The organism is Candidatus Methylomirabilota bacterium (assembly GCA_035936835.1).
Lineage (GTDB): Bacteria > Methylomirabilota > Methylomirabilia > Rokubacteriales > CSP1-6 > AR37.
In genome coordinates this window covers 1-26,656 of the sequence record DASYVT010000144.1, presented here as the reverse complement: position 1 = coordinate 26,656, position 26,656 = coordinate 1, and the positions used below count along the sequence as shown (strand labels likewise).

Here is a 26,656-nt window from a genome sequence, read left to right as displayed (position 1 = left end):
ATCGATAGTCGATGACAATATTCTGGCCCTCAACCCACCCGAGCTCGCGCAGCCCTTGCCGGAACGCGTCGAGGAAGGGCGACATATCGGAAGGGGACCTCCCCCCAAGAAAACCTATCCGAGGCACCTTTCCCGCCTGCTGCGCCTCGGCGGCGAGCGGCGCGGCGAGGAGCACCGCACCCGTGCCAGCGAGGAACGTGCGACGGTCTATCACTGGGTCCTCTCGCAAGCAGTCTGCGAGTCAGGCGCGAGGGGATGCGGGGCGTGGGGAAACCGGGCCGGGTCCATGCAGGAGCCCTCCTCACTGGCTGGGCGGGAGTCTAGCAGAGTCAGAGCCGCCGAATGCGGCACGATCCCCAATCCGGGTGCCGCTGGGGTGCCACGACCGGTCACCGCCCGGTCACGGGCGAGGCCGCTCCACTTCGCTCCGTGCGAGGGGTGTGAGCAGGCAGAACCCCTGCGCTTCGACCCCGAGGGGCACGTTGAACTTGCTGCGGAAATTCTCGAGCGCGACCGCCGCGGTCAACTCGACGATCTGGGCTTCGTCGAAGAGGGAACGGAGCCGCGCGAACAGATCGTCGCTGACGCGCTGGCCCGTGATGGTCATCGCTTCCGCGTACTCGAGCGCAGCGCGCTCCATCTCCGAGAAGCGGCGGCTCTCCCGCCAGCCCGGCACCTCTTGGATCTTGTCCTCGTCCGCCCCCGTCTGCATCCCCCTGGATGCGTTGATGTCGATTCAGAAGGGACATCCATTGATGAGCGCGACGCGGAGGTAGACGAGCGGCACGAGGGAAGCCGGCAGCCTCCCCGACTTCTCGATGGAGGCCGAGAGCTGCTTGGCCGCTTTTAAAATTGGCGGGCAGTGGGCGAAGACCTTCGTGGTGTTGAAGAGACCGCCGAAGAGCTCGCGCTCCTTGGCGAAGAGCTCCTTGAGGATTGGATCGCCGCCGTCGTCCTCTATCTCGCGCACTCTCGGCATCGTGTCTACCTCATTCGCGCGGCCTGGTCCGCGCGGTCTATGGCCTTGGCGTAGTTGCTCTTGGCGGCCGAGTCCCACTCGGTCTCGAGCCGCGACTTCACGTCGGGCTTGTCCTTGAAGGCCGCGTTGAACGCCTTGTCGCCCGCCCGCTTGCCATCCAGCGGCACGGTGCTGGCGAGCCTCCGCGCTTCAGCGAGCTCGCCCGCTCCCAGGTCGAGGCGCCGTCCCGCCTCCCGCACCTTCGGCGTCACAGCCTCGGCGGCGTAGATCGCGCCCCAGGCCGCCTTGAGCTCGGCGTGGCGGAACGTGATGATCTGGTCGAACAGCGCGTTGACGATGTTGCGGCGCGAGGCGGAGAGCTTGTCGTCGAACTCGATGCCGCCGAGCTTCATCGTAAACGGGTTGGGATAGCCCTTGGGCGCGCGAGCGTAGAGCCCGGGCACCACCGGCAGGCGGCCGATCTCGGGCGAGAAGAGCCGGAGCTGCCCCTCGTCTGAAAGCAGGTACTCCACGAAGGCGCGGGCATTGTCGGCGTTGGGCCCGTTCTTGACCACGGCCACGGAGGCCGGCACGACCGCAGTCAGCGAGGGATACGCGAAGCCGATCGGCTGCCCCGAGGCGATGGCCGAGAGCCCGAAGAAGTCGATGACCACCCCGATGCCGAGCTGGCCCGAGATGACGGCCTCGGGCACGCCGAAGCTCCGCTCGGCGATCGCGCCCATGTTGCCGCCCATCTGCATCAGCAGCGCCCAGCCCTTCTCCCAGCCGTAGGCCTGCAGAATCACCTCGATCGTCAGGTGCGTGGTGCCGCTCCGCGACGGCGCCGAGATCGACAAGTGTCCGAAATAGCGCGGGTCGCTGAGGTCGGTCCATTCCTCGGGCGTGGGCAGCTTGTGGAGCGCCAGGTAGCGGGTGTTCCACATGAGGCCGTAGCCCGAGACGGCGAAGCCCCAGTACTGCCCGTCAGGGTCGTGGAGCGGGAAGCCGCCGACCTTGGCCGGCATGCGCGCGAGCGTCTCCTTCGGCAGGACGAGCTTGTCGAGGAGGCCGTCCGCCTTGAGGGTCTGGAAGGCGTCGACGGCCGAGACCCAGAAGATGTCGGCCTCAGGCCGGGCTCGGGTCTCGCGGAGATATGTCACGCCCTGGTTCGTCTGCTGCTGCTTGACGATCACCTTGACGCCGGGATGCTTCTGCTCGAAGGCCTGCTTGTAGGCCTCGAAGAGCTCCTTGGGGAAGGAGGTCAGCACCACGACCTCCTTGGTCGCCGCCGCGGCCGGATCGCCAGCTTCGAGCGCGGCAGCCGCGAGCAGGACCGCGAGAAGCCGTCTCATGGCCGCTTGCGTCGGGCGGACCTTTTCTTTGCTCATCTCGGCTGAGGGTCAGTATACAAGGACGGAACCCGGGAGAACCCCAGGGAATTCTCCCGGCGAATGGGCTTCGTCATGGCTTGACTCCCCGGGCCGCGTAGTAGTTGAGGGTGAACGCGAACTGCCCCGATGCGGCCAGGCGCTCGACGGCGGCCATCCAACGGGCCGCCGCGCCGGCGCTCGCGAGGCCGAGGCGGACCGCGTTCTGAGCGCGGCGCGTAAGCATCGCGTGCGTGTACGGCTCGAGCGTCGTGTCCTGGAAAACGTCCACGAAGAGCCGCACCCGCCCGAGGCCGAGCCGCGCCAGCCTGCCGAGGAGCGTGCGCCCGGACCAGGGATCCGGGTACATGCGGGCGACCACGCCGTCCATGATGCGCGCGGTCAGCGCGCGGTCAGGATGGTCGAGCGTCAGCGTGCCGAAGTCCTGGTCCTGAACGGCCAGGATGCCGGCCGGGCGCGTGACGCGCAGCATGTCGTCAAGGATGGCGTCCGAATCCTGGACGTGGAGAAGAACGGTCACGGCGACGACGCGGTCGAAGCGTCCCGTCGCGAAGCGCAGCCGTGTGCCGTCTCCGACCTCATGAACGAGCCGCCTGCCCAGGCCGAGCGGGCGCGCGATGCGACGCGCCGCCTCGATCATGACACGGCTCGGGTCGACACCGATGACCCGCCCGCGCGGGCCGACCAGCGCCGCGGCGTCCCGGCTGACGATGCCCGTGCCCGATCCGACCTCGAGCACCCGCTGGCCGCGCGCCAGCCGCGCGAAGCGGAGGAACCGGCGGCGCAGCCTAGCCTGGGCCGGCGTGCGCCCGCGCTCCTCCAGGTGCTCGACGTAGCTCTGGGGCTGCCGCTGCCGGTCTATCGCGCGATAGGGGTCAAGCTTCCCCTTCACGCGAAGTACTCGGGCAGGATCTCGGTGAAGAGCGCGAGGAGACCGCCCTGCTCATCGGGCGGCGCCACGCGCCCTGCCGCGCCCCGCACCGTCTCAGGCGCCAGGGGCATGGCGACGCCGAGCCCTGCCGCGCGGATCATCTCGAGGTCGTTCTCCTGGTCGCCGACCGCGATGACCTGCTCGAGCGGCACGCCCAGATGCGAGGCCAGAAAGCGGAGCGCGGCGCCCTTCGAGGCGGCGGGCGGGATCATCTCGAGATAGTCGCGCCGGGTCATGACGAGCCGCGCGGCATCGCCCACGACGGCCTCGACGTCCGCCCTGACCGTCGGCAGGCTCTGGGGGTGTCCGATGAGGAGGCTTTTGACGAAGCCGCCCAAGCGCAGAAAATCGCCTGGCGCGTCGATGACCTCGAGAGGCACGGCCTGCTGCTCGGAGTACGCGCGGACCTGGAAACTCTCAGCGAGACAGTACAGGCGGTCGTCGCGGTAGAAGAGCGGGTCCACGGGGGCGTGGGCGAACACGTCGTGGGCTTGCCAGAGGATCCCCCGCGGCAGGGTCAGCGCCATCAGGTCCCGCCCGGCCTCGTGGTCACGCACCAGCGCTCCGTTGTAGAAGATCATGGGCGCCGTGATACCGAGCTCGTCGCGGTAGCGGTCCACGCCGGGCGGCATGCGGCCGGTGGCGATGGACACGATGAGCCCCCGCTCCATGGCGCGCCGGAGCCCCGCCACCAGCGCTTCGTCGAGGTCCGGCGGGCGATCCAGCAAGGTTCCGTCGAGGTCGCAGACGAGGAGGCGATAGGACACGCGCGTCAGGGCCGGCCGCGGATGGTCAGACGGGGCGCTCGCCCCTCGCGAAACGGGCCGCGCAGTCGGCGCTGCAGAAGTGCAGCGCCTCCCCGCCGCTCTCCCGCCTGAGGGCCTTCGAGCGCAGCACATACGTGCCGCAGAACGGATCCTTGACGAGCTGGTCGGGGCGGCCCCCGCCGCCGGGCAGCCACGGACGCCAGCCTCGCAGCATCGGCGCCAGGATGATGAAGCAGAGGAAGAGGCCGGCCAGGAGAAGGAGGCCGCGCATGGCGCTAATCCCGGTCGGGGCGTATCGAGAGCGAGCGGAGAAAGTCGCGATCCTGCTCGGTCAGCTCGAAGCCGGTGGTGGGAGGTCGCGCGCCGCGCCCTTTCGCGAAGAAGATCCCGGTCTCGGCGCCGCGCTTGAGGATCTCGGCAACGGCGGCGCGGGCGGCCTCCGTGGCCTTGAGCGAAACCTCGACGGCCCGCACGAGCTTGCCCATCAGGCGGTCCACGTGCGCGTCGGGCGACATGCCCCGTACGATAGCACAGGTATAATCCGGCCCCGGGGAGCTTCCCAACCCCGCCAAGAAATAGCGAGGCTTAGTACGTAGCCCGGCCGCCCGACAGATCGTGCACCGCGCCCGTGGTGAACGAGCAGTCGTCGGAGGCGAGCCACGCCGCGAGGGCCGCCACCTCCTCGGGCCGGCCTACCCGTCCCATCGGGATCTTCGAGACCAGCAGGTCCACCGTGCTCTTCTCCATCTGCTGGAGCAGCTCGGTGCCGATGACCGCCGAGGCGATGGCGTGCACGAGGATCCCCCGCGTGCACACCTCCTTGGCGAGCGCCTTGGTCAAGCCGATCACCCCGGCCTTGGCGGCCGAGTAGGGCACGAGGGTCGAGTTGCCCTCCTTGCCCGCGATGGAGGCGATATTAATGATGCGCCCGCTCCCCTGCCGGAGCATGACCTTGACCGCCGCCCGGCAGCAGAGGAAGACGCTCGTCAGGTCCGCGTCGATCACGCGGTGCCAGTCCTCGTCGGACAGCTCCCAGATCGGGAACGACCGCCCGGTGATCCCGGCGTTGTTCACGAGGATGTCGAGCCTGCCCCACTCCTGGACGACCCGGCTCACGGCGGCGTCCACCTCAGATGCTTTAGTCACGTCGGCGGCGAGGGCGATGGCGCCTCCTCCGACCTTCTTCGCCGCCGCGTCCGCGGCCGCGCCGTCGAGGTCGAGCAGGGCGACGCGGGCGCCGTCGGCCGCGAGTCGGGAGGCGATGGCGAGCCCGATCCCGCGGGCAGCGCCGGTGACAAGCGCGGTCTTCGAGAGCGCATTCATCCGGACTTTTCTCCTTCGGAGGCGACGCCCCGGGCCCACGCCTGCGTGCGCGCCGTGATGCCGCGCATGGCGAGCCAGTACACGCTCCGCACGGCGAGGCCGGTGGCGATGATCAGCACCGACATAGCGGCGGCCTGCGCGGTGTCGCCCGCGTCGTCCATGAGCAGCACGGCGACGGCCGCCAGCTCCGTGCCGGGCGCGATGATGAACACCACGGCCGAGAGCGTCACCATCGCGTTCAGGAAGAAGTACATGCTGATGGCCACGATCGAGGGCAGCGCGATCGGCACGGTCACCCGCCAGAAGGTCCGGTAGAAGGGCACCCCCAGCGAGGCGCCGACGTTCTCGAACTCGGCGTCCATCTGTTTCAGCGCCGTGGTGGCCGTGAGGAAGCCGACGGTGAAGTAGTGCACGACGTTCGAGATGATCAGGATGGCCAGCGTGCCGTACAGCGCGTTGAGCGGGCTGCCGGGCGCGTTGAAGGTAAAGATGTAGGCCAGGCCCAGAACCATGCCCGGCACCGAGACGGGCAGGACGGAGAGGAGGTAGAGGGGGCCGCTGGCCGCCGTGCGGCACTTCTCGACGACGTAGCCGCCGACGAAGGCCAGCGCGGTGCCGGCCACGGCCGTCAGCGCCGCCACGCGGATGCTGTTCCAGAGCGAGCGGTAGCCGCCCGCCGTGTCGAAGTCGTAGTGCTTGAGCGTCAGCCCGAAGTTATACGGCCAGCGATGCACCAGCGAGGAGACCAGGATGACCAGGTAGATCGCCGAGATGAAGCCGGCGATGAGGGCGCAGTAGGCCAGCAGGCTCCCGTCCGCCAGCGGGCGCCGCTCGGGCACGAGCGGCTTCGAAGACGATGTCACCAGCGCGTATTGGCGCCGCTGGACGAGGCGGTCCACGATAAAAGCCAGCACGGCCGGCACCAGCAGCACGACGGACACGGTCGCGCCCATGGTGAAGTTCTGCTGGCCGGAGACCTGGTTGTAGATCTCGGTCGCCATCACCGAGAACTTCCCGCCGATGGCCTTGGGCGCGCCGAAGTCCGTGATGGCGAGCGTGAAGACGACAAAACAGGCGCTCACGAGACCGTACTTGACCCCGGGCAGCGTCACCGTCAGGAACGTCTTGAGCGGCCCGGCGCCCAGCGTCCGCGCCGCGTCGTAGAGGCGCGCGTCGGTCGCGGCGAGGGCCGCTATAAGGATGAGCAACGCGTGAGGGAAGCAGTAGAAGACCTCGGCGAGGATAATCCCCTTGGCGCCGTAGATGCCGACGTTCAGTCCCGTCGTGCGCGTGATGAGGCCGTTGTTGCCGAAGACATAGATGAGCGCGAAGGCCTGGACGAGGGACGGCGCGAAGAGCGGCAGCATGGCGACGACGCGGAAGAGACCTTTCGCGGGCATCTGCGTCCGCGTCAGCGCGTAGGCGTAACCGAAGGCCAGCGCCACCGTCAGCACCATGGCGGCGGCCGACACGAAGAAGCTGTTCGTGATCGAGGCGGCGATGGCCGGCGTCGAGAAGTACCGGATGTAGTTCGCGGCGCCGATGAAGTGCCCGCCGTTGTCGAGCAGGCTCCGCCAGAGCACCTGCCCGAGCGGGTAGAGCAGAAAGAGGTAGAGCACGGCGGCGAAGACCGCGACGAGCGCCCACCGGATGGCGTCCTCCCCGCTCAGCCGGTGGCGGACGACGCTGTCCGGGATCTCCGCGGCAGCCGGGGCGCGGACGCTCACGCCGCGGGGCCCGAGGCGGGAAAGGCGCGGAGAGCCCCCGGCGCGAGCGCGATCGGCAGGTCGGCGCCCTCGCCCACGCCGAGCTCGGCGAAGGCCGTCGCCGCCACGTCGCACTCGAGCGACGGCCGGCCGTCGCCGCCTCCTTCCACTACTGGTGTCAGCCCCAGGCGCGTGAAGGCGCCCAGGAATTGGACCGCCGTGATGCGGGCCGTGAGGCGATTGTCGCCGTGCAGCGCCGCGGGACCGACCGTGATCTCCTCGGGCCTGATCGCGAGCGTCAGCGCGCCACCTGGAACCGCCTCGAAGCCCGGCTGGTGGCGGAGCTCGACCGCGCCGACACGCGCCCACCCGCTGCGCTCGGCGGCGACGGCGGAGAGGAAGTTCATCTGGCCGACAAAGCGCGCGACGAAGGGCGTCCGGGGCCGCTGGTACACCTCGGTCGGCCCGCCCACCTGCTCGACCTGCCCGGCGTTCATGACGACGATGCGGTCGGCCATGGTGAGGGCTTCTTCCTGGTCGTGAGTGACCATGACGGTCGTGACGCCGAGCCGCCGCTGGAGCCCGCGGATCTCGTGGCGCAGGGACTGGCGCACCCGCGCGTCGAGCGCCGAGAGCGGCTCGTCCAGGAGGAGCAGGGCCGGCGAGGGCGCGAGCGCGCGGGCGAGCGCGACGCGCTGCTGCTCGCCGCCCGACAGCTGCGCCGGGTACTTGTCCTTGTGGCGAGTGAGGCCCACCAGCGCCAGCAGCTCGTCCACCCGGCGCGCGATGGCGGCAGCGCCCGTGCGCCGGGTCTCGAGACCGTAGGCGACGTTCCGTCCGACCGTCAGGTTGGGGAAGAGCGCGTAGGACTGGAAGACGATGCCGTAGTTGCGAAGGGCCGGCGGCAGGGCCGACACGTCGCGGCCGGACATCCGCACGGTGCCCGCGTTCTGGCGCTCGAGCCCCGCGATGATCCGGAGCAGCGTGGTCTTGCCGCAGCCGGAGGGGCCGAGGAAGCAGACGAACTCGCCGGCGCTGACGGACAGCGTGATGTCGCGCAGTGCGACGTAGGCGCCGAATTTCTTAGCGATGCCCTCGAGGGCGACGGCGGCCGGAGCCGGTGCCAGAGCTGACGCGCTCACGTGCGGGCGACCTCGGCCACGACGCGCAGGACGGCCAGGCCGTAGCGCTCGGCCTTCTGGCGGCCGATGCCGTACGCCATCGCCAGCTCGTCGGGGGTGCGCGGACGCAGGCGCGCGATGTCCCGGAGAGTCCGGTCTGAGGCGACAATGAAGGGCGCGATGGAGGCCTCGCGCGCCACGGTCAAGCGCCACGCGCGGAGCGCCTGGAAGAGCGCCTGCCCGGCGGCGTCGAGCTCGTCAATGTCAGCCACCCGTGGGCCAGCCGCCCGGGGGGCCGCCGGACGTCGGGGCGCGCGCGTACCTTGAACGACGGCAGGCGTAGCGGCGACCGCGGGAAGTAGCAGCCGCGCGGGCCGGTCCCCCTTCATCACCGCGCGCCCCTCTTCGGTGAGAATGACCACGGGCCGGTCGGCACCGGCGAAGCTGACCCAGCCAGCCGTGACGCAGCGGCGCAGGAGCCGCGTGAGCCACTCTCGCGGTTGCTCGCGGAGGTTGCCGAAGGTCGGCGTGGCCGCGAGGCCGGCCCGGTCCAGCCGCGGGTCCGGATCGCCGTGGATCAGGGCCACCACCGTCTGGAGGCCGAAACGGCCGTGGACACGGGCCACGCCCGAGAGCGCCTTCCTCACGAAGAGGCTCACCGCCTCGGGGACCTGCGTTGGCGCGTCATCGCCGAGAGCGCGGCAGACATCGCAGCGGCCGCAGCCATGGAGCGTCTCGGCCTCGTCGCCGAAATATCGCAGGATCGCGTCGTGCCGACAGCTGCCGCCCTCGGCCCAGCGGATCAGCTCGAGGAAGAGACCCCACTTGTGCTCCACCACGGCGGGGTCGGGAGTGGCCCCTTCCGCCCCGCGCTCGATGAGCGCCCGGCGGAGCGGCAGGTCCCGCGAGGAGATCAGCAGAAGCCCGAGCGCATCGGCGCCGTCGCGCCCGGCCCGCCCGACTTCTTGATAATAGGCCTCGATCGAGCCGGGCGGGCCCAGGTGGATGACGGCGCGCACATCGGCCCGGTCGATGCCCATCCCGAAGGCGTTGGTGGCGACGACGACTTCGGCGCGGCCGTCGGCGAAGGCGCGCTGCGCGTCTTCTCGCGCGGTAGGCGACATCCCCGCGTGATAGACGCGGGCGCGCCAGCCCGCGGACGTAAGACGCGCGCCTTCCTCCTCGGCCGCGCGCCGCGTCGGCGCGTAGACGATTGCCGCGCCGCGGCCCTGCCCGGGCGAGCCGAGCGCCTCAGCGAGGGCGGCGTCGACGCGTCGAGTGCGCTCGCGCTTGTCCTCGACCTCGACCGCGCGCAGCGACAGGTTGGGCCGCGCGAATCCCTGCACGACCTGCGGCGTGTCCGCCGGCAGGCCGAGGCGCGCCAGGATCTCGTCGCGCACCACGGGCGTGGCCGTGGCCGTGCACGCGAGCACGCGGGCCGAGGACAACTCGGAGAGCAGCCCGCCGATCTCGAGATACTCCGGCCGGAAGTCGTGCCCCCACTCGCTGATGCAGTGGGCTTCATCCACCGCCACGAGGGGGCAGCGGAGGTCTTTCACGAGGGCGCGAAAGCCGGGGAAGGTCAGCCGCTCGGGGGCGACGTAGACGAGCCTGCAGGCGCCGCGGGCGATCATGCCCATGCGCCGCCGCATCTCGCCGACGTCGACGGTAGAGGCGAGGTAGGTCGCCGGGACGCCGCGGGCGTCGAGCGCCTCGACCTGGTCCTGCATGAGCGAGATCAGGGGCGAGATGACGAGCGTGGTGCCGTCGAGGAGCACGGCGGGAAGCTGGTAGATGAGGCTCTTGCCGCCGCCGGTCGGCGCGACGAGGAGCAGGCGGCCCGATGCCAGCAAGGTCTCGATCGCCTCGCGCTGGCCCACGCGAAAGGCGGCGTAGCCCAGCCGGTGGAGCCCCGCATCGAGGTCGAGCCCCGAAGGGAGCGCCGGCTGGGCCGCGCCGCTCGCGATCACCTTACTTGGCGTAGCGCTTCTGCCATTCGGCCAGGATCCGGTCCCGGTTCTTGGCCGACCAGTCGAAGTCGTTGGGGTACACGACCTTGCTGATGTCCTTCGGCAGACCCTCGGGCACGGGCATGCCCGCCACGGCGACCGCGGCGAAGTATTTAGCGTACAGCGCCATGGCCTCGTCGCTCGCGGCCCAGTCGAGGAACTGCTTTGCGGCGGGGTTCTTCGCGCCCTTCTTCGTGAGCGCGTTGGCCTCCATCTCGTAGCCCGAGCCCTCCTTCGGCAGGACCATTTCCACCGGGCTGCCCTTCTTCTTCATCTCGAGCGCGACGTATTCGAACGAGACGCCGATGGCGCGCTCGCCCGCCGCCGCGTCCTTGCACGGCTTGGAGCCCGACTTCGTGTACTCGGCGATGTTCTTGTCCAGCGCGTCGAGGTACTTCCACCCCTCGGCCTCGCCCATCCGCTGGAGGACGGACGCGACGGAGAGATAGCCCGTGCCGGAGGAAGCCGGGTTGGGCATCACGACCTGCCCCTTGTAGACGGGCTTCGTCAGGTCCGCCCAGGACGCCGGCATGGGCAGGTTGTTCTTCTTCGTCACCTCGGTGTTGACGCAGAAGGCGGACATGTAAATGTCGATCCCGACCCAGGACGGCGGGTTCGCCTTGTCGCGGAAGAGCGGCTGGATCTTGTCGAGACCCTTGGGCGCGTAGGGCTCGAGCAGCCCCGCGGTTTTGAAGATCAGGATGTTCGTCGCGCCGACGCCCCAGATAGCCTCCGCCTGCATGTTGTCCTTCTCAGCCATGAACCGGGCCGAGATGTCGCCGGTGGACAGCCGCAGCATCTTGAGCTCGATGTTCGGCAGGGTCTTGTTCAGCGCCTTCATGTAGTCGGCGATCTGCTCGTTCTCGATGGCCGTGTACACCACGACAGTCTGCTTCTGTGCCAGGGCGGGCGGCGCGAGCAGCGCCACCGTCGCCAGCGCTGCGAGAGCGGTGCGGAAGGTCCGTGTGAGCATGCGTGCCTCCAGAAAGCGCAACGGGGTTATTGGGCCATGAAACCGCCGTCGACGATCATCTCGGCGCCCGTCATGAAGGACGACTCCTCAGACGCAAGGAAGAGCGCGGCGTAGGCGATGTCCCGGGGCTGGCCGATGCGTCCCAGCGGAATGCCCGTGTTGAACTCGGCTCTGAGCTCGGGCGTGAGGTACGGAGCCTGCAGCGGGGTCTCGACGATCCCCGGGTGGATGATATTGGAGCGGATCCGGTCCTTCGCGAACTGGATGGCCAGCGACTTGTTGAGTGAGATCAGGGCGCCCTTGGCCGCCGTGTACGCATCCTGCGCGCGCGTGAAGCCCGCCAGCGCGGAGACCGAGCCGACGAGGATGATGGATCCGCCGCCGGCCTGCTTCAGGTACGGGATGCCGTGCTTGGTGACCCAGAAGACGCTCTTGAGGTTGATGGCCATGACGCGGTCCCACTGCGCGCCGTCGGTCTCCAGCACCGAGCGGTCCTTGTCCTTCCACAGGACGCCCGCGTTGTTGTAGAGAACGTGGAGCGCCCCGAAACGCTTCACGCCTTCCTCCACCATCTTCTTCACGTCGTCTTCAACGGCAACGTCGCCGATGACCGCCACGGCCTGGCCGCCCGCCTTCTCGACCAGCGCCGCGGTCTCATCCGCGGCCGTTTTGATGATGTCGCACGCGACGACGCGCGCGCCCTCCTCGGCGAAGAGGACGGCGGCCTCCCGGCCCATCCCCATCCCGGCGCCGGTGATGAGCGCGACCTTGCCCGTGAGCCTCCCCGGCATGCGGGTCCTCGCTAGATCCTCTCGAAGAGCCTGACCAGCTCCCAGTCGGTCACCGACTGGTCGAAGGCCTGCTGCTCGAGGCGGCCGTGGTGGAGGTAGTGCTTGACGACGGTCTCGCCGAAGGCCTCGCGCGCCAGCTTCGACCGGTCGAGCTCGTCAAGAGCTTCGCGGAGCGTCTTGGGAACCTGGCGGAGCTTCGGGTCCTCGTAGGCGTTGCCGTCGTAGAGCTTGGGCGGCTTGAGCTTCTTGTCGATCCCGTGGAGTCCCGCGGCAATGGTCGCGGCGAACGCGAGATACGGATTGGCGTCGGCGCCCGGGATGCGGTTCTCCACGCGGAAGCTGTGCCCTTCCCCGCAGAGGCGGAAGCCGCAGGTGCGGTTGTCCCAGCCCGCCGCGATGCGCGTGGGCGCGAACGAGCGCGCCTGGTAGCGCTTGTAGGCATTGATGGTCGGCGCGTAGAAGAAGGCGAACTCGCGCGCCATCGCCATCTGCCCGGCCAGCCACTGCTGGAACAGCGGCGTCCCCTGCCGCCCGCGGCCGGCGAAGAGGCTGCGCTTGCCCGAGCGGTCCCACACCGAGGAGTGGAGGTGGAAGGACGAGCCCGCGGCGCCCATGTCGTATTTCGCCATGAAGGTGACCGAGCCGCCCTGCTGCCAGGCGATCTCCTTGACGCCGTGCTTGTAGAGCACGTGGCGGTCGGCCATCTCGAGCGCGGGCGCGTAGCGGAGGTTGATTTCCTCCTGCCCCCGGCCCCACTCGCCCTTCGAGAATTCCACCGGCACGCGCGCCTCCTCCATGCCGTTCCGGATGGCGCGCACCAGCGGCTCCTCCTTGGAGGTCTGGAGGATGTGGTAGTCCTCGAGGTAGTTGGAGACCGGCGTCAGGCCGTGGTAGCGCTTGGCCCGCGCCTCGTCGAAAGACTCTCGGAAGAGGTAGAGCTCGAGCTCCGAGGCGGTCTTGACCAGCCAGCCGCGCTTGCGCGTCCGCTCGATCTGCCGCTTGAGCACCCAGCGCGGCGACTCCTCGATGGGCAGGCCCTCCTCGGTATAGACGTCGCAGAAGACCAGCGCCGTCTTGGGCAGCCACGGGATCAGGCGCCACGTCGCCAGGTCCGGCACCATCTTCATATCGCCGTAGCCACGTTCCCATGACGTGAGCGTGAAGCCCGGCAGGGGCTCCATCTCCATGTCCACCGTGAAGAGATAGATGCAGGCGTGGACGCCGTCGCCCAGGACGTGGTCGAGGAAGTAGCGGCCGACGACGCGCTTGCCCATGAGGCGGCCGAGCCCGTCGGGGAACACCGTCAGCACGGTGTCCACGGCGCCCTTGCGAATGAGCGCCTCGAGCCCCTTCGGGTCCGCCTGGTCGGCCACTTTTCCTCCTTAAAAGCTTTTGGGGCTTGGAGCTCTCGGGGGATCGCCGCGACCGGCGGCGGGGCGAGGCTGACGAATCTTAGCGGGGTTCGCCGCCCGAGGCAATAGCAGGGTGGCGAGAAGGGTCCAGATGCGAGGCGGCGAGCGCCGCGGCACCCCGAGGCGTACTCCCTGTACGTTGAGGGGTGCCGCAAGCTCGCCAACGACGCAGATGGGCCCTTATCGGCGCCCTGCTACTGTATCGCGATGGGAACGGGCGGGATCAATAGGATAAGCAGGAGCAGGCAGAAGAAGCCCACGGCGTAGCGCCCTGAGGATAGCGGTGACAGGTCGTCGAGCGGCGGCTGGTGCCGGAAGCCCATGACAAAGAAGAGCAGAAACGCCCAGACGAACCAGTTGCCCGCCCCTGTGACGGCGCCGAGCGCCAGCAGGCCGACGAAAGTCGCGATCGAGATCTGCCTGTGCCGCGCTCCGAAGAGCGCATACGCGATGCGCCCGCCGTCGAGCTGGCCGACCGGGAAGAGGTTGAGCGCCGTGACGAAGAGGCCGACCCAGCCCGCGAGAGCCACGGGATGCACGAAAACGTCGTGCCCGGCCGGCAGCGGTCCGAACATGAGCCACGTCATGAAGCGCATGAGCAGCGAGTCGCCGAACGTCACGCTCCCGCCGGCCGGCACGGCCCCCACCTTCGACCAGCCGAGGCCGATCCAGAGCGCCGGCAGCGCCACCACGAGCCCCGCCAGCGGGCCGGCGGCCGCGATGTCGAAGAGCGAGTTCTTGTCGCGCGCGGGGGAGCGCATGCGGATGATGGCGCCCAGCGTGCCGAAGAGGAGCGGCGGCGGCGCGGGAATGAAATACGGCAGGCTGACGGAGGCGCCGTAGGCCCGCGCGGTAAAGTAGTGGCCAAATTCGTGGGTGCCGAGAATGGCGAGCAGGGTGAAGGCGAACGGAACGCCTTCGAGCAGCCGGCGCGGCTCCGCGAGCGGATCGAAGGCGAAGAACGCTCCCGACCCCGCCACGAGCGTGGACACCACCGTCAGCAGGAAGAGGATGATGTTGGTGCGCGGGCGCGACGGGATCTCGACGTCCACGAAGGGCAGCGCCCGCACCCAGGTGAGCCCCTGCCCCGCCTGGAGGAACGGTGTGTAGCCGAAGGGGCGGAAGCGCGCCACAAGCTCGGTCACGGCGGGCGAGGGCGGCATGAGGAGGCGCCCGCCAAACGCGACCGCGTGCCCCTCGCCCCTGACCTGCTCGAGAGCGAGCACGCCCTCGAGTTGGGGGCCGAGCTCGGCGACTGCGAAAGCGGAGGAATCGGCGGACGCGGGGGCGGCGGCGCGGCGCCGTCCGAAGGGCCAGAAGCGCATGAGCTCACGTTACCACAGGGCCAGTGAGGCCACCGCGCAGCGGGCCGCTTCGAGCCCGCCTTCGAGGTACACGACCGCGAGGACGGCCTCGAGCGCCGTCGCCAGCAGCGATTCCTTCTCGCGCCCGCCCGTCTGCTCCTCGCCGCGGCCGAGCATCAACGCCGGGCCGAGACCGAGCGCGACCGCCCAGCGGCAGAGGTTGGCTCCCGACACGAGCTCGGCGCGCATCGGGGTCAGCACGCCCTCGGGCTCGTCGGGGAAGGCCCGCCAGAGGTGCTCGCCGACGACGAGGGCCAGCACGGCGTCGCCGAGGAAGGCGAGCCCGCCGTTGTCGCGGGTGCCGGGATGCTCGTTGGCGAAGGAGCTGTGGGTCAGGGCCTGCTGGAGCAGAAGAGCGTCGCGGAATGCGTGGCCGAGGCGGGCGCCGAGGGACTCCAGCGCGTCGGGCCCGGCCGTCACCTAGGGGCGGTACTTCCGGAGGGCCAGCGTCGCGTTCGTGCCGCCGAAGCCGAAGGCGTTGCTGAGCGCCACTTCGACATCCTGCTTTCGCGCCTGGTTCGGGATGTAGTCGAGATCGCAGTCGGGGTCGGGCTTCTCGTAGTTCATCGTCGGCGGCAGCACCCCGTGGTGCAGCGCGAAGGCCGTCGCGATGGCCTCGATGCCGCCGGCCGCGCCGAGGAGATGCCCGGTCATGGACTTCGTGGAGGACACCGCGAGCTTCTTGGCATGGTCGCCGAACACCCGCTTGATGGCGATGGTCTCGAACTTGTCGTTGTAGGGCGTGGAGGTGCCGTGGGCGTTGATGTAGCCGACGGCCGAGGGCTCGAGCGAGGCGTCGCGGAGCGCGGCAGCCATGGCCCGGGCGGCGCCGTCGCCTTCGGGGTCGGGCGCCGTCATGTGATGCGCGTCACCGGTCATGCCGTAGCCCACGACTTCGGCGTAGATGCGAGCGTCGCGCTTCCTGGCGTGCTCCAGCGACTCCAGCACCACCAGCCCCCCGCCCTCGCCGCACACGAAACCGTCGCGCTCGGCGTCGAACGGACGGGACGCCCTCGTCGGGTCGTCGTTCCGCGTCGACATGGCCTTCATCTGGCAGAAGCCCGCGATGGTCAGCGGGATGATGATGGCCTCGGAGCCGCCGGCGATCATCACGTCGGCGTCCCCGCGCTCGATGATCCTCATGGCCTCGCCGATTGCGTGGTTGCCCGTGGCGCAGGCCGTCACCACCGACGAGTTCGGCCCCTTGGCGCCGAAGCGCATGGAGATCACGCCCGAGGCCATATTGATGATGATCATCGGGATGAAGAAGGGCGAGACGCGGTCGGGCCCCTTGGTTCTCAGCGTCTCGTAGTTGTCGAGCAGGGTCTCGAGGCCCCCGATACCCGAGCCGACCAGCACCCCGAACCGCGTGGCGTCCACACGGTCCGTCTTGAGTCCCGCATCCTCCACCGCCATCACCGCGCAGGCGACGGCGTACTTGAGGAACAGGTCGAACTTGCGGTCGTCCTTCTTGTCGATGTACTTCAGCGGGTCGAAGCCCTTGACCTCGCCGGCGATGCGCGTGGCGTAGCCCGTCGTGTCGAACCGGGTGATGGGGCCGATCCCCGAGCGGCCCTCGAGGAGGGCGGCCCAGAACTCGTCCGCCGTGTTCCCCACGGGCGTGACGGCTCCCACCCCAGTGATCACCACGCGGCGCTTGTCCATGGCCATGGGCTCCAGCCGGGCGCCGGCTACTGGTTCTCCTTGATGTAGCTGATGGCGTCCCCGACGGTCGTGATCTTCTCCGCGTCCTCGTCGGGGATCTCGAGGTCGAACTCCTCCTCGAAGGCCATCACCAGCTCGACCGTGTCGAGCGAGTCGGCCCCCAGGTCCTCGATGAACTTCGCGTTGGGGTTGACCTCGTCCTCTTCCACCCCGAGCTGCTCGACGATGATCTCCTTGACCCGCTCCTCAACCGGCTTTGCCATGAACACCTCCCGCTACCGCGTGGATTGGACTCACACCGCCAATGCTGCGTCTCCCCCCCGATGCTGCGCCTCCCCCCCGAGGTTGCGCCTCCCCCCCGAGGTTGCGCCTCCCCAAGGGAGCCGTTGCTACATGTACAGACCGCCGTTCACGTGAATGGTCTGCCCCGTGACGTAGGCGGCGCCGTCGCCGGCCAGGAATCGTACCACCTCCGCCACCTCCCACGCCGCGCCGACCCGCTTGAGCGGCACCTGCTGGAGCAGGGCCTCCCGCGCCTCCGTCGGGATCGCGGCGGCCATGTCCGTCTCGATCAGGCCCGGCGCCACCGCATTGACCAGGATGTTCCAGTGCGCCAGCTCCCGCGCGACCGCCTTCGTGAGGCCGATGACACCCGCCTTGGCCGCCGAGTAGTTGACCTGGCCGGGATTGCCCATGGCCCCTGCCGTGGACGCGATATTAATGATGCGCCCGCTCTTCTGCCGCATCATAGACTTGGCCACGGCCCGGGTCATCAGGAACACGCCCCGGAGGTTCGTGTCCAGGACCTGGTCCCAGTCGGGGTCCTTCATCCGCACCAGTAGCTGGTCTCGCGTGATGCCCGCGTTGTTGACCAGCACGTCGATGCGCCCGAAGCGCTCCTTCGCCGCATCCACCAGCCGGTCGCAGTCTTCGCGCTTCGACTGGTCGGCCGCGACTCCCAGCGTCGACGCGCCCAACGTCTCGAGCTCCTTGACCGCAGACTCGAGCCGGGCCGCGTCGCGGCCAGAGACTACCACGGAGGCGCCGTCCTCCGCCAGCGCGCGGGCGATGGCCAGCCCTATCCCGCGCGTGCCGCCCGTGACGACCGCGGCGCGGCCGGCCAGCGGCTTGCCGTCCGTCACGAGCCCGGCCCTGCCCCGAGCGCGGCGGCCGCCGCGTCGAGCGAGTCGGGGTCCTCGACAGCAAGGCCCCGGGCGCCCTCGATCGTGCGCTTGAGCAGCCCGCTGAGGACGCGCCCCGGCCCGACCTCGAGCCAGACCGTGGCGCCCTCGCGCGCCAGCGTCGTCAGGCAGTCGGCCCAGCGGACCGGGCTCGCCACCTGCCGGATCAGGAAGGGCTTGACGTCGTCGGCCGTCGTGGTCAGGCCCGCGTCCACGTTGCGGACGACCGGCACTCGCGGAGCGCGCACGGTCACGCGCTCGAGCTCGGCGGCCAACCGGTCGGCGGCAGGCTTCATCAGCGCCGAATGAAACGGCGCGCTCACGGGCAGCAGCACGCTCTTCCTGCCCCCCAGCCCCGCCGCCTTGACGGCGCGCTCCACCGCTCCCTTGTGGCCCGCGATGACGATCTGGCCGGGCGAGTTGATGTTGGCGACGTTGACAACCTCGCCCTGCGCAGCTTCGGCGCAGGCCTTCTCGGCCGCTTCCACGTCGAGCCCCATGAGCGCCGCCATGGCGCCCGTTCCCACCGGCACGGCGTCCTGCATGAACTCGCCGCGCTTGCGCACGAGCCGCACGGCGTCGGCGAAGCCGAGCGCGCCCGCGACCACGAGGGCGGAATACTCGCCCAGGCTGTGTCCCGCGCAGAGGTCCGGGCTGATCCCGCGCTCGTTGAGCACTGCCGCCGCCGCCACGCTCGCCGTCAGGATGGCGGGCTGCGTGTTAATCGTGAGCGCGAGCTCGTCCGCCGGTCCCTCGAAGCAGAGCCGCGCGAGCGGGAAGCCGACGGCCTCGTCGGCCTTGCGCCAGACAGCGGCCGCCGCGGGCGAGGCATCGGCCAGTCGCTTGCCCATGCCGACCGACTGCGAGCCCTGACCCGGGAAGAGGAACGCGACCTTCATCGGCCTCTACCAACGCAGCAGCGCCGCGCCCCAGGTGAAGCCGCCGCCGAAGGCCGCCATGAGCACCAGATCACCCGGGTTGACGCGCTTCAGCGCCAGGGCCTCCTCGAGCGCCACGTACACCGAGGCCGCGCCCGTGTTGCCATAGCGGTCCACGTTGACGATGACCTTGTCCATGGGCAGCTTGAGCCGCTTGCAGGCCGCCTCGATGATGCGCAGGTTGGCCTGGTGAGGGACGAAGAGCGAGATGTCGGCGGCGGTGAATCCGTTCCGGGTGAGGATCTGCGCGGCGCAGTCGCCGAACATCCGCACCGCGACCTTGAAGACCTCGTTGCCCTTCATCCGCGCGTAGTGCATCCGCTTGTCCACGGTCTCGTGCGTCGCCGGGTTGCGCGAGCCGCCGGCCGGCTGGATCAGGAGGTCGCCGTATCGCCCGTCCGAGTAGAGGTCCGTGTCGAGGATGCCCGCGTCCCCGTCTGAGGCGCGGAGCACCACCGCGCCCGCCGCGTCGGCCAGGAGGATGCACGTGCCGCGGTCGGTGTAGTCCGTGATGCGCGACAGGCAGTCCGCGCCAATGCACAGCACGGTCCTGTACTTCCCCGTCTGGACGTACTGCGCGCCGATCGAGAGGCTGTAGATGGAGCCGGAGCAGGCAGCGTAGACATCCATGGAGCCCGCGTTCTTGCAGCCCAACTGGTGCTGGACGATGTTGGCCGTGGTCGGGAAGGCCATGTCGCCCGTGGTCGTGCCCACGACGATGAGATCGATCTCGCCGGGCTCGACCTGGGCGCGCTCGAGGGCCTGCTGCGCCGCCTTGAGCGCCAGATCGGAGGTCGCCTCGCTCTCGTCGGCGACGTGCCGCTCGCGGATGCCGGTGCGCTGGACGATCCACTCGTCCGAGGTCTCGACCATCCGCCCGAGCTCCGCGTTGGTCAGGATACGCTTCGGAGCATACGCGCCGATGCCGATGATCCGGGCGCGGGTCATTCGCGGCCTCCCTCGCGCCCCTCGGCCAGCTCGGTCTCGGCTTCGAGGGCGGTCTTGATGTGCTCGTTGACGTCGTTCGTGACCCATTCGGCCGCCACGCGGACCGCGTTCTTGATGGCCTTCACCGGCGAAGCGCCGTGGCAGATGATGGAGGCTCCGTTGATGCCGAGGAGCGGCGCGCCGCCCATCTCGGTGTAATCCACGCGCCGCTTCATCCGTGCGAAGGCGCGCTTCGAGAGCACCGCCCCCGCCAGCGAAAGGATGTCGCGCCCGACCTCCTGGCGGATCATTTCCGTCAGCATCTCGGCCAGGCTCTCCGAGACCTTGAGGCAGACGTTGCCCGTGAACCCGTCCGTCACCACCACGTCGCAGCGGCCGTTGTAGATATCGCGCCCCTCGATGTTGCCGATGAAGTTGATCGACGAGTGGCGGAGCTCCTCGAAGGCCTCCTTCGTCAGCTCGCTCCCCTTCCCCTCCTCCACGCCGACCGAGAGCAGGCCGACGCGCGGGTTGTCCTTGCCGACGATGTCGCGCGAGTAGACGTGGCCCATGACGGCGAACTGGAAGAGGTGCCGCGGCTTGGGGTCCACGTTGGCGCCGGCGTCGATCAGGATGGTGTAGCCGGAGAGGCTCGGCAGCGCGGCGGCGATGGCGGGCCGGTCCACGCCCGGCAGGACACCCAGCACGTGCATGCCGATGGCCATGGCGGCGCCGGTGTTGCCCGCCGAGACGAGGGCCTGGCACTCGCCCTCCTTGCAGAGCTCGGCCGCCACGCGAAGGGAGGAATCACGCTTGCGCCGGAGCGCGTGCGACGGCGGCTCGGCCATGCCCACGACCTGTGTGGCGTGGCGCACGGTGATCGGCAGGTCCTGCGCCTTGAGGCGGACGATCTCACGCTCGACGGCGGCCCTGTCGCCGACCAGCACCGAGGCGAGCCCGAACTCCCGGGCCGCCGTCACGGCGCCCTCGACGACGACGGCGGGACCGAAGTCCCCGCCCATGGCATCCACCGCGATCTTCATCGGCCGCGGATCTCCCGTCCGGGCGCTACTCGCCCTCGACCGAGAGGATTTCCCGCCCCTTGTAGAAGCCGCATTTGGCGCAGATCTGGTGCGGCAGCTTGACTTCCCTGCACTGCGGGCAGACCGAGCGCGTGGGCGCGGACATCTTGTAGTGCGTCCGGCGCTTGCGCCCGCGCGTTTTCGAGTGGCGTCGCTTTGGCAACGGCATGTGTTCGTAGCTCCTCTGCCGGGCCCACGGGCCCGGCCCAGCGGGTTATTTGGACAACCGGTCGGCCAGGCCCTTGAGCGGCGACCACCGCGGGTCGGCGGCGGGCGGGCAGGCGCACGGGACCGCGTTCCGGTTCGCGCCACACGTCGGGCAGAGACCGCCGCAGCCCTCGCGGCAGAGCGGCTTCATCGACAGCCCCAGCGTGGTCTCGGTCTCGAGCAGGGCGTTGAGATCGATCTGGTTGTGCGCGTAGACGTCGGTCTCGAGGTCGTCCCTGCCCAGCTCGCGCTCCTCACCCCGCATCGCAGGGCTGGGCACGAGGCGCGTGTCCACGTTCGCCTCCACCGTCGCCTCGTACGGCTCGAGGCAGCGCGAGCAGACCTGGGGCACGCGCGACCGGACCAGCCCGTGGACGAACACGACGTCGCCGTCCTTGTCCACGGCGAGCTGGGCGTCCTCGAGGCGCCAGGCGCGGTCCTGGAAAGGCTCAGGAAAGGCCTCGGGACCTTCGAACTTGAGCCCCTCCTTGGGAATCTCGGAGACCCTGATGACCATGGCTCGACTCTCGCTAACCCTCGACAGAATTTGTAGAAATCCGTAAAACCGGGTCAGTGTACGGGCCCCCTCTCCGCTTGTCAACCTGAAAGGCCCCCAGACCCCCCCTTGAGCATACGGCTTGGCAGCATACGGCCCCGAGCCCGGCCACGCCCTATACTAGCCATCCTGTGCACACGATCTACTTCGGCGACAACCTGGACATCCTCCGCCGGCACGCGCGGGACGGCACGGTCAACCTCATCTACATCGATCCGCCGTTCAACACCGGCAAAACCCAGTCGCATACGCGCGTCAAGACCGTGCGGAGCGCCTCCGGCGACCGCGTGGGCTTCCAGGGACAGCGCTATGAGACCGTCAAGATGGGCTCGCGCGCCTTTCCCGACCGCTTCGACGACTACCTCGGCTTCCTCGAGCCGCGTCTGCGCGAGGCCTACCGGGCGCTGACGCCGGACGGCACGCTCTACTTCCACATCGACTACCGCGAGGCGCACTACTGCAAGGTGCTGCTGGACGGTATCTTCGGGCGGCGATCATTCCTCAACGAGATCATCTGGGCGTACGATTACGGCGCGCGCCCGACGCGCCGGTGGCCGCCCAAGCACGACAACATCCTCGTCTACGTCAAGGACCCGTCGCGCTACGTCTTCGACACGGAGGCCGTCGAGCGGATCCCGTACATGGCGCCGGGGCTCTGCGGACCCGAGAAGGCGGCGCGCGGCAAGCTCCCCACCGACACCTGGTGGCACACCATCGTGCCGACCAACGGCCGCGAGCGGACGGGCTACCCGACGCAGAAGCCGCTCGGCGTCCTCACCCGCATCGTGCAGGCGTCCTCCCGTCCGGGCGATCTCGTGCTCGACTTCTTCGCCGGCAGCGGCACCACCGGCGAGGCCTGCCTCGCTCTCAACCGCCGCTTCATCCTGGTAGACGACAACCCGGAGGCGCTCGAGGTCATGGCCCGCCGCTTCGAGGGCGCACGGGGCATCCGCTGGGTAGGCTTCGACCCGCGCGTAAGCGGGAGGACGCAGCGCGGCGCCGCCGACCCCGTTGCTTGACGCTCCCTGGCCCGTTGCTTGACGCTCCTTGGACTGACTGTTAGCATTCGCCCCGGAGGCTCCACGCAATGGGCAACCTGATCAAGACCGGATTCCTTCTCGCCGTTCTCACCTGCCTGCTGGTCCTGGTCGGCGGGGCCATCGGCGGCCAGCAGGGCATGACCATCGCCTTCATCCTGGCCTTCGTGATGAACGTCGGCTCGTACTGGTTCTCCGACAAGATCGTGCTGTCGATGTACGGCGCGCAACCCGTCGACGAGGCGCAGGCGCCCGGGCTCTACCGCATCGTCCGCGAGCTGGCGGCGGAGGCGAAGATCCCGGTGCCGCCGATCTACCTCATCCCCGACGACTCGCCCAACGCGTTCGCGACGGGCCGGAACCCGCAGCACGCCGCCGTCGCCGTGACGGAGGGCATCCTGCGCATCATGAGCGAGGACGAGCTCAAGGGCGTGCTCGCCCACGAGCTCTCGCACGTCAAGAACCGCGACACGCTCATTATGACGATCGCGGCCACGCTCGCCGGCGCCATCACGTATCTGGCGCAGATGGCGCAGTGGGCGGCCATCTTCGGTGGCGGACGCCGCAGCGACGACGAGGGCGGCGGCGGGGGCGGCCTCATCGGCACGCTCCTGATGGCGATCCTGGCGCCCTTTGCCGCCATGCTCGTCCAGATGGCCATCTCGCGCTCGCGCGAATACGAAGCCGACGCTTCCGGCGCACGCCTCTGCCACCGCGCCTCCGGGCTCGAGCACGCGCTCGAGAAGCTCGACGTTGCCTCGCGGCAGGAGCCCATGGCCGCCACGCCGGCCACGGCCCATCTCTTCATCGTCAACCCGCTCACGGGCGGAGGCTTCGCCACGCTCTTCTCGACCCATCCTCCGATCGAGGAACGCATCGCGCGTCTGAGGGCGATGAAGCTTTGACCGCGACGGGACCGGGCGCGGGGCGCGGACGGACGGCGCCTCACCCCGCCTTCGGCCTCATGATCGAGGCCGAGCACCTCCGCAAGACCTATGGCCGGACCGCCGTCCTCGACGACGTCTCGCTCGAGCTCGGCGCGGGCGAGGGCTTGACCCTTCTGGGGCCGAACGGCACGGGAAAAACTACGCTTCTCCGAATAGTCGCCACGCTTCTGCGGCCCACCTCGGGCTCGCTGCGCGTCGCCGGGGCTGACGCCCTGAAGGAGCCCGAAGCGGTCAGGGGCGCCATCGACATGGTCGGGCATGGCAGCTGGGTGTACGAGGACCTGAGCGCGCTCGAGAACCTGCGCTTCTGGGCGGTCATGGGCGGCCACGACGCGGGACACGCGCGGCTCCGCGCGGCGCTCGAGGAGGTCGAGCTCGATGCGTCGGCCGATCAGCGGGTGCGCACCTTGTCGGCGGGCATGAAGCGGCGCCTGGCGCTCGCGCGCGTGCTGCTGGGCCGGGCGCGCCTCCTCCTGCTTGACGAGCCCTTCACCGGCCTCGATCGCGCCGGCAGGAAGTGGCTGGGCGAATTCCTCCTGTCCTTCAAGGCGCGCGGCGGGACGCTCGTCGTCGCGACGCACAGCTTCGACGCGGGCGTGGGAGTGGCCGACCGTGTCGCGATTCTGGCCGGCGGCAGGATCGTTCTCGACCGCCCGGCGGCCGCGCTCGGCCTCGAAGACCTCCGCCGCCTCTACGACGAGCTGGCCATGGGCCCGGGGACGACGTCGTGAGCGCCTACGTCCGGCGGGCCTGGATGGTGGTCTGGAAGGACATACTGGCGGAACGCCGGAGCAAGGAGAGTCTCAACGCCCTCCTCTTTTTTTCTCTCCTTCTGCTCTTCGTGTTCCAGTTCGCGCTCGGGCCCGAGCGCGCGCGCGTCGAGGCGGCGCTGCCGGGGCTCCTCTGGCTCGGCTTCATCCTGTCGGGGCTCCTGGCCTTCGGGCGGACCTTTCTCATCGAGCGCGAGAACGACTGCTGGGAGGGGCTCGTCCTCACACCCGGCGACAAGTCGGCCATCTACCTGGGCAAGCTCGCGGGCAACGTGCTGGTGATGATCGTGGTGGAAGTCGTGCTCGTCGCGCTCTTCGCCGTCTTCTTCGCGATCGACTTCACGCCGTTTCTCCCCGGCCTCGCGGCGGTGCTGGCGCTCGGCACGCTCGGGCTCGCGTCCGTCGGCACGCTCTTCGGTGCCGTCACGGCGCAGATGCGCGCCCGGGAGCTGCTCTTCCCGGTCCTGCTGCTGCCCGCCGTGGTGCCGGTGCTCCTGGCTTCCGTGAGCGCGACGCAGACCGTGCTCGCGGGCGAGCCCCTGGCCGACGCGGCGGCATGGCTCAAGCTGCTGGCCGCGGCGGACCTCGTGTACCTCGTGGTGGGCGTGCTCACGTTCGAATTCGTGCTGGAGGGCTGATGGCCGCCCGCGCGCTCGGATGGCTCGCGGTGCTGGCCCTCGTCGCCGGTCTCGGCGCGGCCTTCGGCTACGCTCCACGCGAGGCCGTGCAGGGCAATGTCCAGCGCATCATGTACCTGCACGTCCCGGCCGTGCTGACCGCCTACCTCGCCTTCGCGCTCGTCTTCGTGGGCAGCGTGGGCTATCTCCTCACCCGCCGCGCGGGCTGGGACAGGCTGGCGCTGGCGGCGGCCGAGCCCGGCGTGCTCTTCACCGGCATCACCATCGCCTCGGGCTCCATCTGGGGCAAGCCGACCTGGGGCACGTGGTGGACCTGGGACGCGCGTCTCACCTCGACGGCCGTGCTCTTCCTGGTGTACGTCGGCTACCTTCTGCTCCGCGGCATGGTGGACGAGCCCGACCGCCGGGCGCGCGCCGCCGCCGTCGTGGGCATACTGGGCGCCGCGAACATGCCGATCGTCCACTTCTCGGTCAAGTGGTGGCGCGCGCTCCACCAGCCCTCCACCATCCTCGGCCCCGAGCCCTCGCCGATCGCCGCGCCCATCGCGGCGACGCTCCTCGTCAACTGGATCGCCTTCACGCTGCTCTTCGCCTATCTCCTGGCCGAGCGGCTGGAGATCGCGAGGCTCGAGGACCCGGATGCCGGATAACTGGGGGTACGTCTTCTCCGCCTACGGATTGGCGGCCGTCGCGCTGCTCGGCTACTGGCGCCGGCTGGCGGGCCGCGCGAAACGCCTCGCCCGGCGTGGCGGTGGGACGGGCGGATGAGCCCAGCAGCGCGCTGTAGAAAACACCTGTCAAGGCTGAGCGAAGACCCGCTGGCATTCCTCTCTGGCCTTCGCGAGGTCGGCGCGAAAGGCGGGTGACGACAGTAGGCGCTGGGCATAGTAGTCTCCGAGCTTGAAAGCGGCCGAGACATCACTCGGATAATGGACACTCGCCATCACGCGGCCCCAGCCTATCAGCCAGCCCCTGGCAAGCAATGCCGAGCGCTTTTCCGGAAACAGCTCCCCCAACACGACCGCATAGATCCGTGCGCTGACGGCGATAGCCGCGGGATAGGAGGATCCGGTCGGCAGAGGAATCGAAGGCTTGACCCGGGCATCGTCCTCGTACGGTCGCGAGCGATTCCAAAGGCGCTTGGACTCCTCAATGCGTTCACCGGTGTCGCTCCCGACGTTCTTAATCAGGGCGAACGTCAAAGGCAGGTCTCTTGCCGTCAGTTTTGGCCCCAGAACCTCGGCAAAAGCGACAACCATGCGCTTCGCCTCGGCCTGAATTCGTTCAACATCCGCAGGCGTGCGACGGCTTTGCTCGCGAAGCACGATGTCGATCTCGCGCCTGGTCTCTTCAGAGTTCTTCGCCGGCGGATCACCGACGATCGCGCGAAGGTCATCTGTGTCGGGTGGCAGGTAGTGCGCCCCGGATGTGGCCCAGCCCTGGACCGGCATCACGCACGCAACCACAGTCCACATCAAGAGAAACTTCTTCATAGCATCATATCGATTCATAGTCGCTCCAAGGCCCGGCCGGGCGCTACTTGATCCCCTTCTGGAACTCCTTCAGGTCGGCCGCGAAGCGGCCGGCGTCGTACTTCGCCGCATCCTCGATCTGGACGAACATCTTGTCGAGGATCGCGCTCAGCGCTTTGTCTGGTTTCTGGCCCGACTCCTTCGCGTAGGCGTTGTACAGTCGATCAAGCGCCATGGCAGCCTGCTGTGCTCCACGGACGCCCGTGGCGGCGATTGCGTCGGCGTCGGCCGCGATACTCTGCATGATCGCTAGAGCCCCGGCTTTTCCGAACTCCTTCTTCGCCACGACCGGGGCGACCTGGTCCATCGCCTTCGCGATCTCGGAGGCCCCCGCGGCGATCTTCGGCCGCTCCCCTCCCCCCTTGGCCATGGTCTCGGTGAGGGCCGCCATCCGCTGGTCGAGGATCTTCTGCGAGTCGGGGGCCGCCACGGA

The 26,656-nt window shown here is 69.3% G+C and carries 32 protein-coding genes; 6 read left to right on the top strand and 26 right to left on the bottom strand.

Going from position 1 to position 26,656, the window contains the following annotated elements; all coding sequences use genetic code 11:
• Positions 1–400: 400 nt before the first annotated feature.
• The 24 genes from VGV06_12750 to VGV06_12635 all read right to left on the bottom strand — a co-directional run bounded on the left by VGV06_12750 (position 401) and on the right by VGV06_12635 (position 21,260).
• Positions 401–712 carry a hypothetical protein gene (locus VGV06_12750; GenBank protein HEV2056021.1) on the bottom strand — a complete coding sequence of 104 codons (312 nt, stop codon included), beginning with the start codon at positions 710–712 and terminating at the stop codon, positions 401–403.
• A gap of 24 nt (positions 713–736) precedes the next feature.
• Entirely contained in the window at positions 737–970 is a 234-nt protein-coding gene (locus VGV06_12745; GenBank protein HEV2056020.1) for a hypothetical protein, read from the bottom strand.
• Between the two features lie 14 nt (positions 971–984).
• The gene (locus tag VGV06_12740; GenBank protein HEV2056019.1) at positions 985–2,310 is read right to left on the bottom strand and encodes an extracellular solute-binding protein; all 1,326 of its coding nucleotides are present in this window, start codon (positions 2,308–2,310) and stop codon (positions 985–987) included.
• A gap of 109 nt (positions 2,311–2,419) precedes the next feature.
• Positions 2,420–3,238, bottom strand: a complete 819-nt coding sequence (locus tag VGV06_12735; GenBank protein ID HEV2056018.1) for a methyltransferase domain-containing protein — start codon at positions 3,236–3,238, stop codon at positions 2,420–2,422.
• The gene (locus VGV06_12730) at positions 3,235–4,044 is read right to left on the bottom strand and encodes an HAD family hydrolase (protein HEV2056017.1); all 810 of its coding nucleotides are present in this window, start codon (positions 4,042–4,044) and stop codon (positions 3,235–3,237) included. Before VGV06_12730 ends, VGV06_12735 begins: the two co-directional genes overlap by 4 nt.
• Before the next feature lie 25 nt (positions 4,045–4,069).
• Entirely contained in the window at positions 4,070–4,315 is a 246-nt protein-coding gene (locus VGV06_12725; protein ID HEV2056016.1) for a hypothetical protein, read from the bottom strand.
• Positions 4,316–4,319: 4 nt separating this feature from the next.
• Complete coding sequence (locus tag VGV06_12720) at positions 4,320–4,559, bottom strand: hypothetical protein (protein ID HEV2056015.1); 240 nt, start codon at positions 4,557–4,559, stop codon at positions 4,320–4,322.
• Between the two features lie 70 nt (positions 4,560–4,629).
• The gene (locus tag VGV06_12715) at positions 4,630–5,367 is read right to left on the bottom strand and encodes an SDR family NAD(P)-dependent oxidoreductase (GenBank protein HEV2056014.1); all 738 of its coding nucleotides are present in this window, start codon (positions 5,365–5,367) and stop codon (positions 4,630–4,632) included.
• The gene (locus VGV06_12710; protein ID HEV2056013.1) at positions 5,364–7,094 is read right to left on the bottom strand and encodes a putative 2-aminoethylphosphonate ABC transporter permease subunit; all 1,731 of its coding nucleotides are present in this window, start codon (positions 7,092–7,094) and stop codon (positions 5,364–5,366) included. The genes VGV06_12715 and VGV06_12710 overlap by 4 nt, the downstream gene beginning before the upstream one ends.
• Positions 7,091–8,215, bottom strand: a complete 1,125-nt coding sequence (locus VGV06_12705) for a putative 2-aminoethylphosphonate ABC transporter ATP-binding protein (protein ID HEV2056012.1) — start codon at positions 8,213–8,215, stop codon at positions 7,091–7,093. Before VGV06_12705 ends, VGV06_12710 begins: the two co-directional genes overlap by 4 nt.
• The gene (locus VGV06_12700; protein ID HEV2056011.1) at positions 8,212–10,164 is read right to left on the bottom strand and encodes an ATP-dependent DNA helicase RecQ; all 1,953 of its coding nucleotides are present in this window, start codon (positions 10,162–10,164) and stop codon (positions 8,212–8,214) included. Before VGV06_12700 ends, VGV06_12705 begins: the two co-directional genes overlap by 4 nt.
• A 1-nt stretch (position 10,165) precedes the next feature.
• Complete coding sequence (locus tag VGV06_12695; GenBank protein HEV2056010.1) at positions 10,166–11,176, bottom strand: putative 2-aminoethylphosphonate ABC transporter substrate-binding protein; 1,011 nt, start codon at positions 11,174–11,176, stop codon at positions 10,166–10,168.
• A gap of 26 nt (positions 11,177–11,202) precedes the next feature.
• Complete coding sequence (locus VGV06_12690) at positions 11,203–11,967, bottom strand: SDR family oxidoreductase (protein HEV2056009.1); 765 nt, start codon at positions 11,965–11,967, stop codon at positions 11,203–11,205.
• 11 nt (positions 11,968–11,978) lie between these two features.
• Entirely contained in the window at positions 11,979–13,340 is a 1,362-nt protein-coding gene (locus tag VGV06_12685) for a glutamine synthetase family protein (protein HEV2056008.1), read from the bottom strand.
• A gap of 233 nt (positions 13,341–13,573) precedes the next feature.
• Positions 13,574–14,704: a site-2 protease family protein gene (locus tag VGV06_12680; GenBank protein HEV2056007.1), complete on the bottom strand. Its 1,131-nt coding sequence runs from the start codon at positions 14,702–14,704 to the stop codon at positions 13,574–13,576.
• Between the two features lie 9 nt (positions 14,705–14,713).
• Positions 14,714–15,163: a ribonuclease III domain-containing protein gene (locus tag VGV06_12675; protein ID HEV2056006.1), complete on the bottom strand. Its 450-nt coding sequence runs from the start codon at positions 15,161–15,163 to the stop codon at positions 14,714–14,716.
• A complete protein-coding gene (gene fabF / locus VGV06_12670) occupies positions 15,164–16,408 on the bottom strand; it encodes a beta-ketoacyl-ACP synthase II (protein ID HEV2056005.1) in 1,245 nt (414 codons plus the stop codon).
• A gap of 26 nt (positions 16,409–16,434) precedes the next feature.
• Positions 16,435–16,671 (bottom strand): acyl carrier protein, encoded by a 237-nt coding sequence (gene acpP, locus VGV06_12665; protein HEV2056004.1) that lies wholly within the window; start codon positions 16,669–16,671, stop codon positions 16,435–16,437.
• Positions 16,672–16,797: 126 nt separating this feature from the next.
• The gene (fabG, locus tag VGV06_12660; protein HEV2056003.1) at positions 16,798–17,550 is read right to left on the bottom strand and encodes a 3-oxoacyl-[acyl-carrier-protein] reductase; all 753 of its coding nucleotides are present in this window, start codon (positions 17,548–17,550) and stop codon (positions 16,798–16,800) included.
• Entirely contained in the window at positions 17,547–18,488 is a 942-nt protein-coding gene (gene fabD, locus VGV06_12655) for an ACP S-malonyltransferase (protein ID HEV2056002.1), read from the bottom strand. Before fabD ends, fabG begins: the two co-directional genes overlap by 4 nt.
• 6 nt (positions 18,489–18,494) lie before the next feature.
• Positions 18,495–19,475, bottom strand: coding sequence for a beta-ketoacyl-ACP synthase III (locus VGV06_12650; GenBank protein ID HEV2056001.1), 981 nt, complete (start codon positions 19,473–19,475; stop codon positions 18,495–18,497).
• A complete protein-coding gene (gene plsX / locus VGV06_12645) occupies positions 19,472–20,497 on the bottom strand; it encodes a phosphate acyltransferase PlsX (protein HEV2056000.1) in 1,026 nt (341 codons plus the stop codon). The genes VGV06_12650 and plsX overlap by 4 nt, the downstream gene beginning before the upstream one ends.
• A gap of 25 nt (positions 20,498–20,522) precedes the next feature.
• On the bottom strand, positions 20,523–20,705 hold the full coding sequence (gene rpmF, locus VGV06_12640) for a 50S ribosomal protein L32 (protein HEV2055999.1): 183 nt from the start codon (positions 20,703–20,705) through the stop codon (positions 20,523–20,525).
• 45 nt (positions 20,706–20,750) lie between these two features.
• A complete protein-coding gene (locus VGV06_12635; GenBank protein ID HEV2055998.1) occupies positions 20,751–21,260 on the bottom strand; it encodes a DUF177 domain-containing protein in 510 nt (169 codons plus the stop codon).
• 170 nt (positions 21,261–21,430) lie between these two features.
• Between VGV06_12635 and VGV06_12630 the strand changes: the two genes are divergently transcribed.
• The 6 genes from VGV06_12630 (at position 21,431) to VGV06_12605 (ending at position 25,459) form a co-directional block, all read left to right on the top strand.
• Positions 21,431–22,318 (top strand): site-specific DNA-methyltransferase, encoded by an 888-nt coding sequence (locus VGV06_12630; protein ID HEV2055997.1) that lies wholly within the window; start codon positions 21,431–21,433, stop codon positions 22,316–22,318.
• Positions 22,319–22,386: 68 nt separating this feature from the next.
• Positions 22,387–23,241 carry a zinc metalloprotease HtpX gene (htpX, locus tag VGV06_12625; protein ID HEV2055996.1) on the top strand — a complete coding sequence of 285 codons (855 nt, stop codon included), beginning with the start codon at positions 22,387–22,389 and terminating at the stop codon, positions 23,239–23,241.
• Entirely contained in the window at positions 23,238–24,014 is a 777-nt protein-coding gene (gene ccmA, locus VGV06_12620) for a heme ABC exporter ATP-binding protein CcmA (GenBank protein ID HEV2055995.1), read from the top strand. Before htpX ends, ccmA begins: the two co-directional genes overlap by 4 nt.
• Positions 24,011–24,691, top strand: a complete 681-nt coding sequence (locus VGV06_12615) for a heme exporter protein CcmB (protein ID HEV2055994.1) — start codon at positions 24,011–24,013, stop codon at positions 24,689–24,691. The genes ccmA and VGV06_12615 overlap by 4 nt, the downstream gene beginning before the upstream one ends.
• A complete protein-coding gene (gene ccsA / locus VGV06_12610) occupies positions 24,691–25,341 on the top strand; it encodes a cytochrome c biogenesis protein CcsA (GenBank protein HEV2055993.1) in 651 nt (216 codons plus the stop codon). The genes VGV06_12615 and ccsA overlap by 1 nt, the downstream gene beginning before the upstream one ends.
• Positions 25,331–25,459 carry a hypothetical protein gene (locus tag VGV06_12605; GenBank protein HEV2055992.1) on the top strand — a complete coding sequence of 43 codons (129 nt, stop codon included), beginning with the start codon at positions 25,331–25,333 and terminating at the stop codon, positions 25,457–25,459. Before ccsA ends, VGV06_12605 begins: the two co-directional genes overlap by 11 nt.
• Before the next feature lie 29 nt (positions 25,460–25,488).
• On the opposite strand, the gene VGV06_12600 is transcribed toward VGV06_12605, so the two are convergent.
• Positions 25,489–26,184 (bottom strand): phosphatase PAP2 family protein, encoded by a 696-nt coding sequence (locus tag VGV06_12600; GenBank protein HEV2055991.1) that lies wholly within the window; start codon positions 26,182–26,184, stop codon positions 25,489–25,491.
• Between the two features lie 43 nt (positions 26,185–26,227).
• Positions 26,228–26,656, bottom strand: a 429-nt coding sequence (locus VGV06_12595; protein HEV2055990.1) for a hypothetical protein, incomplete at its 5' end; no start/stop codon positions are given.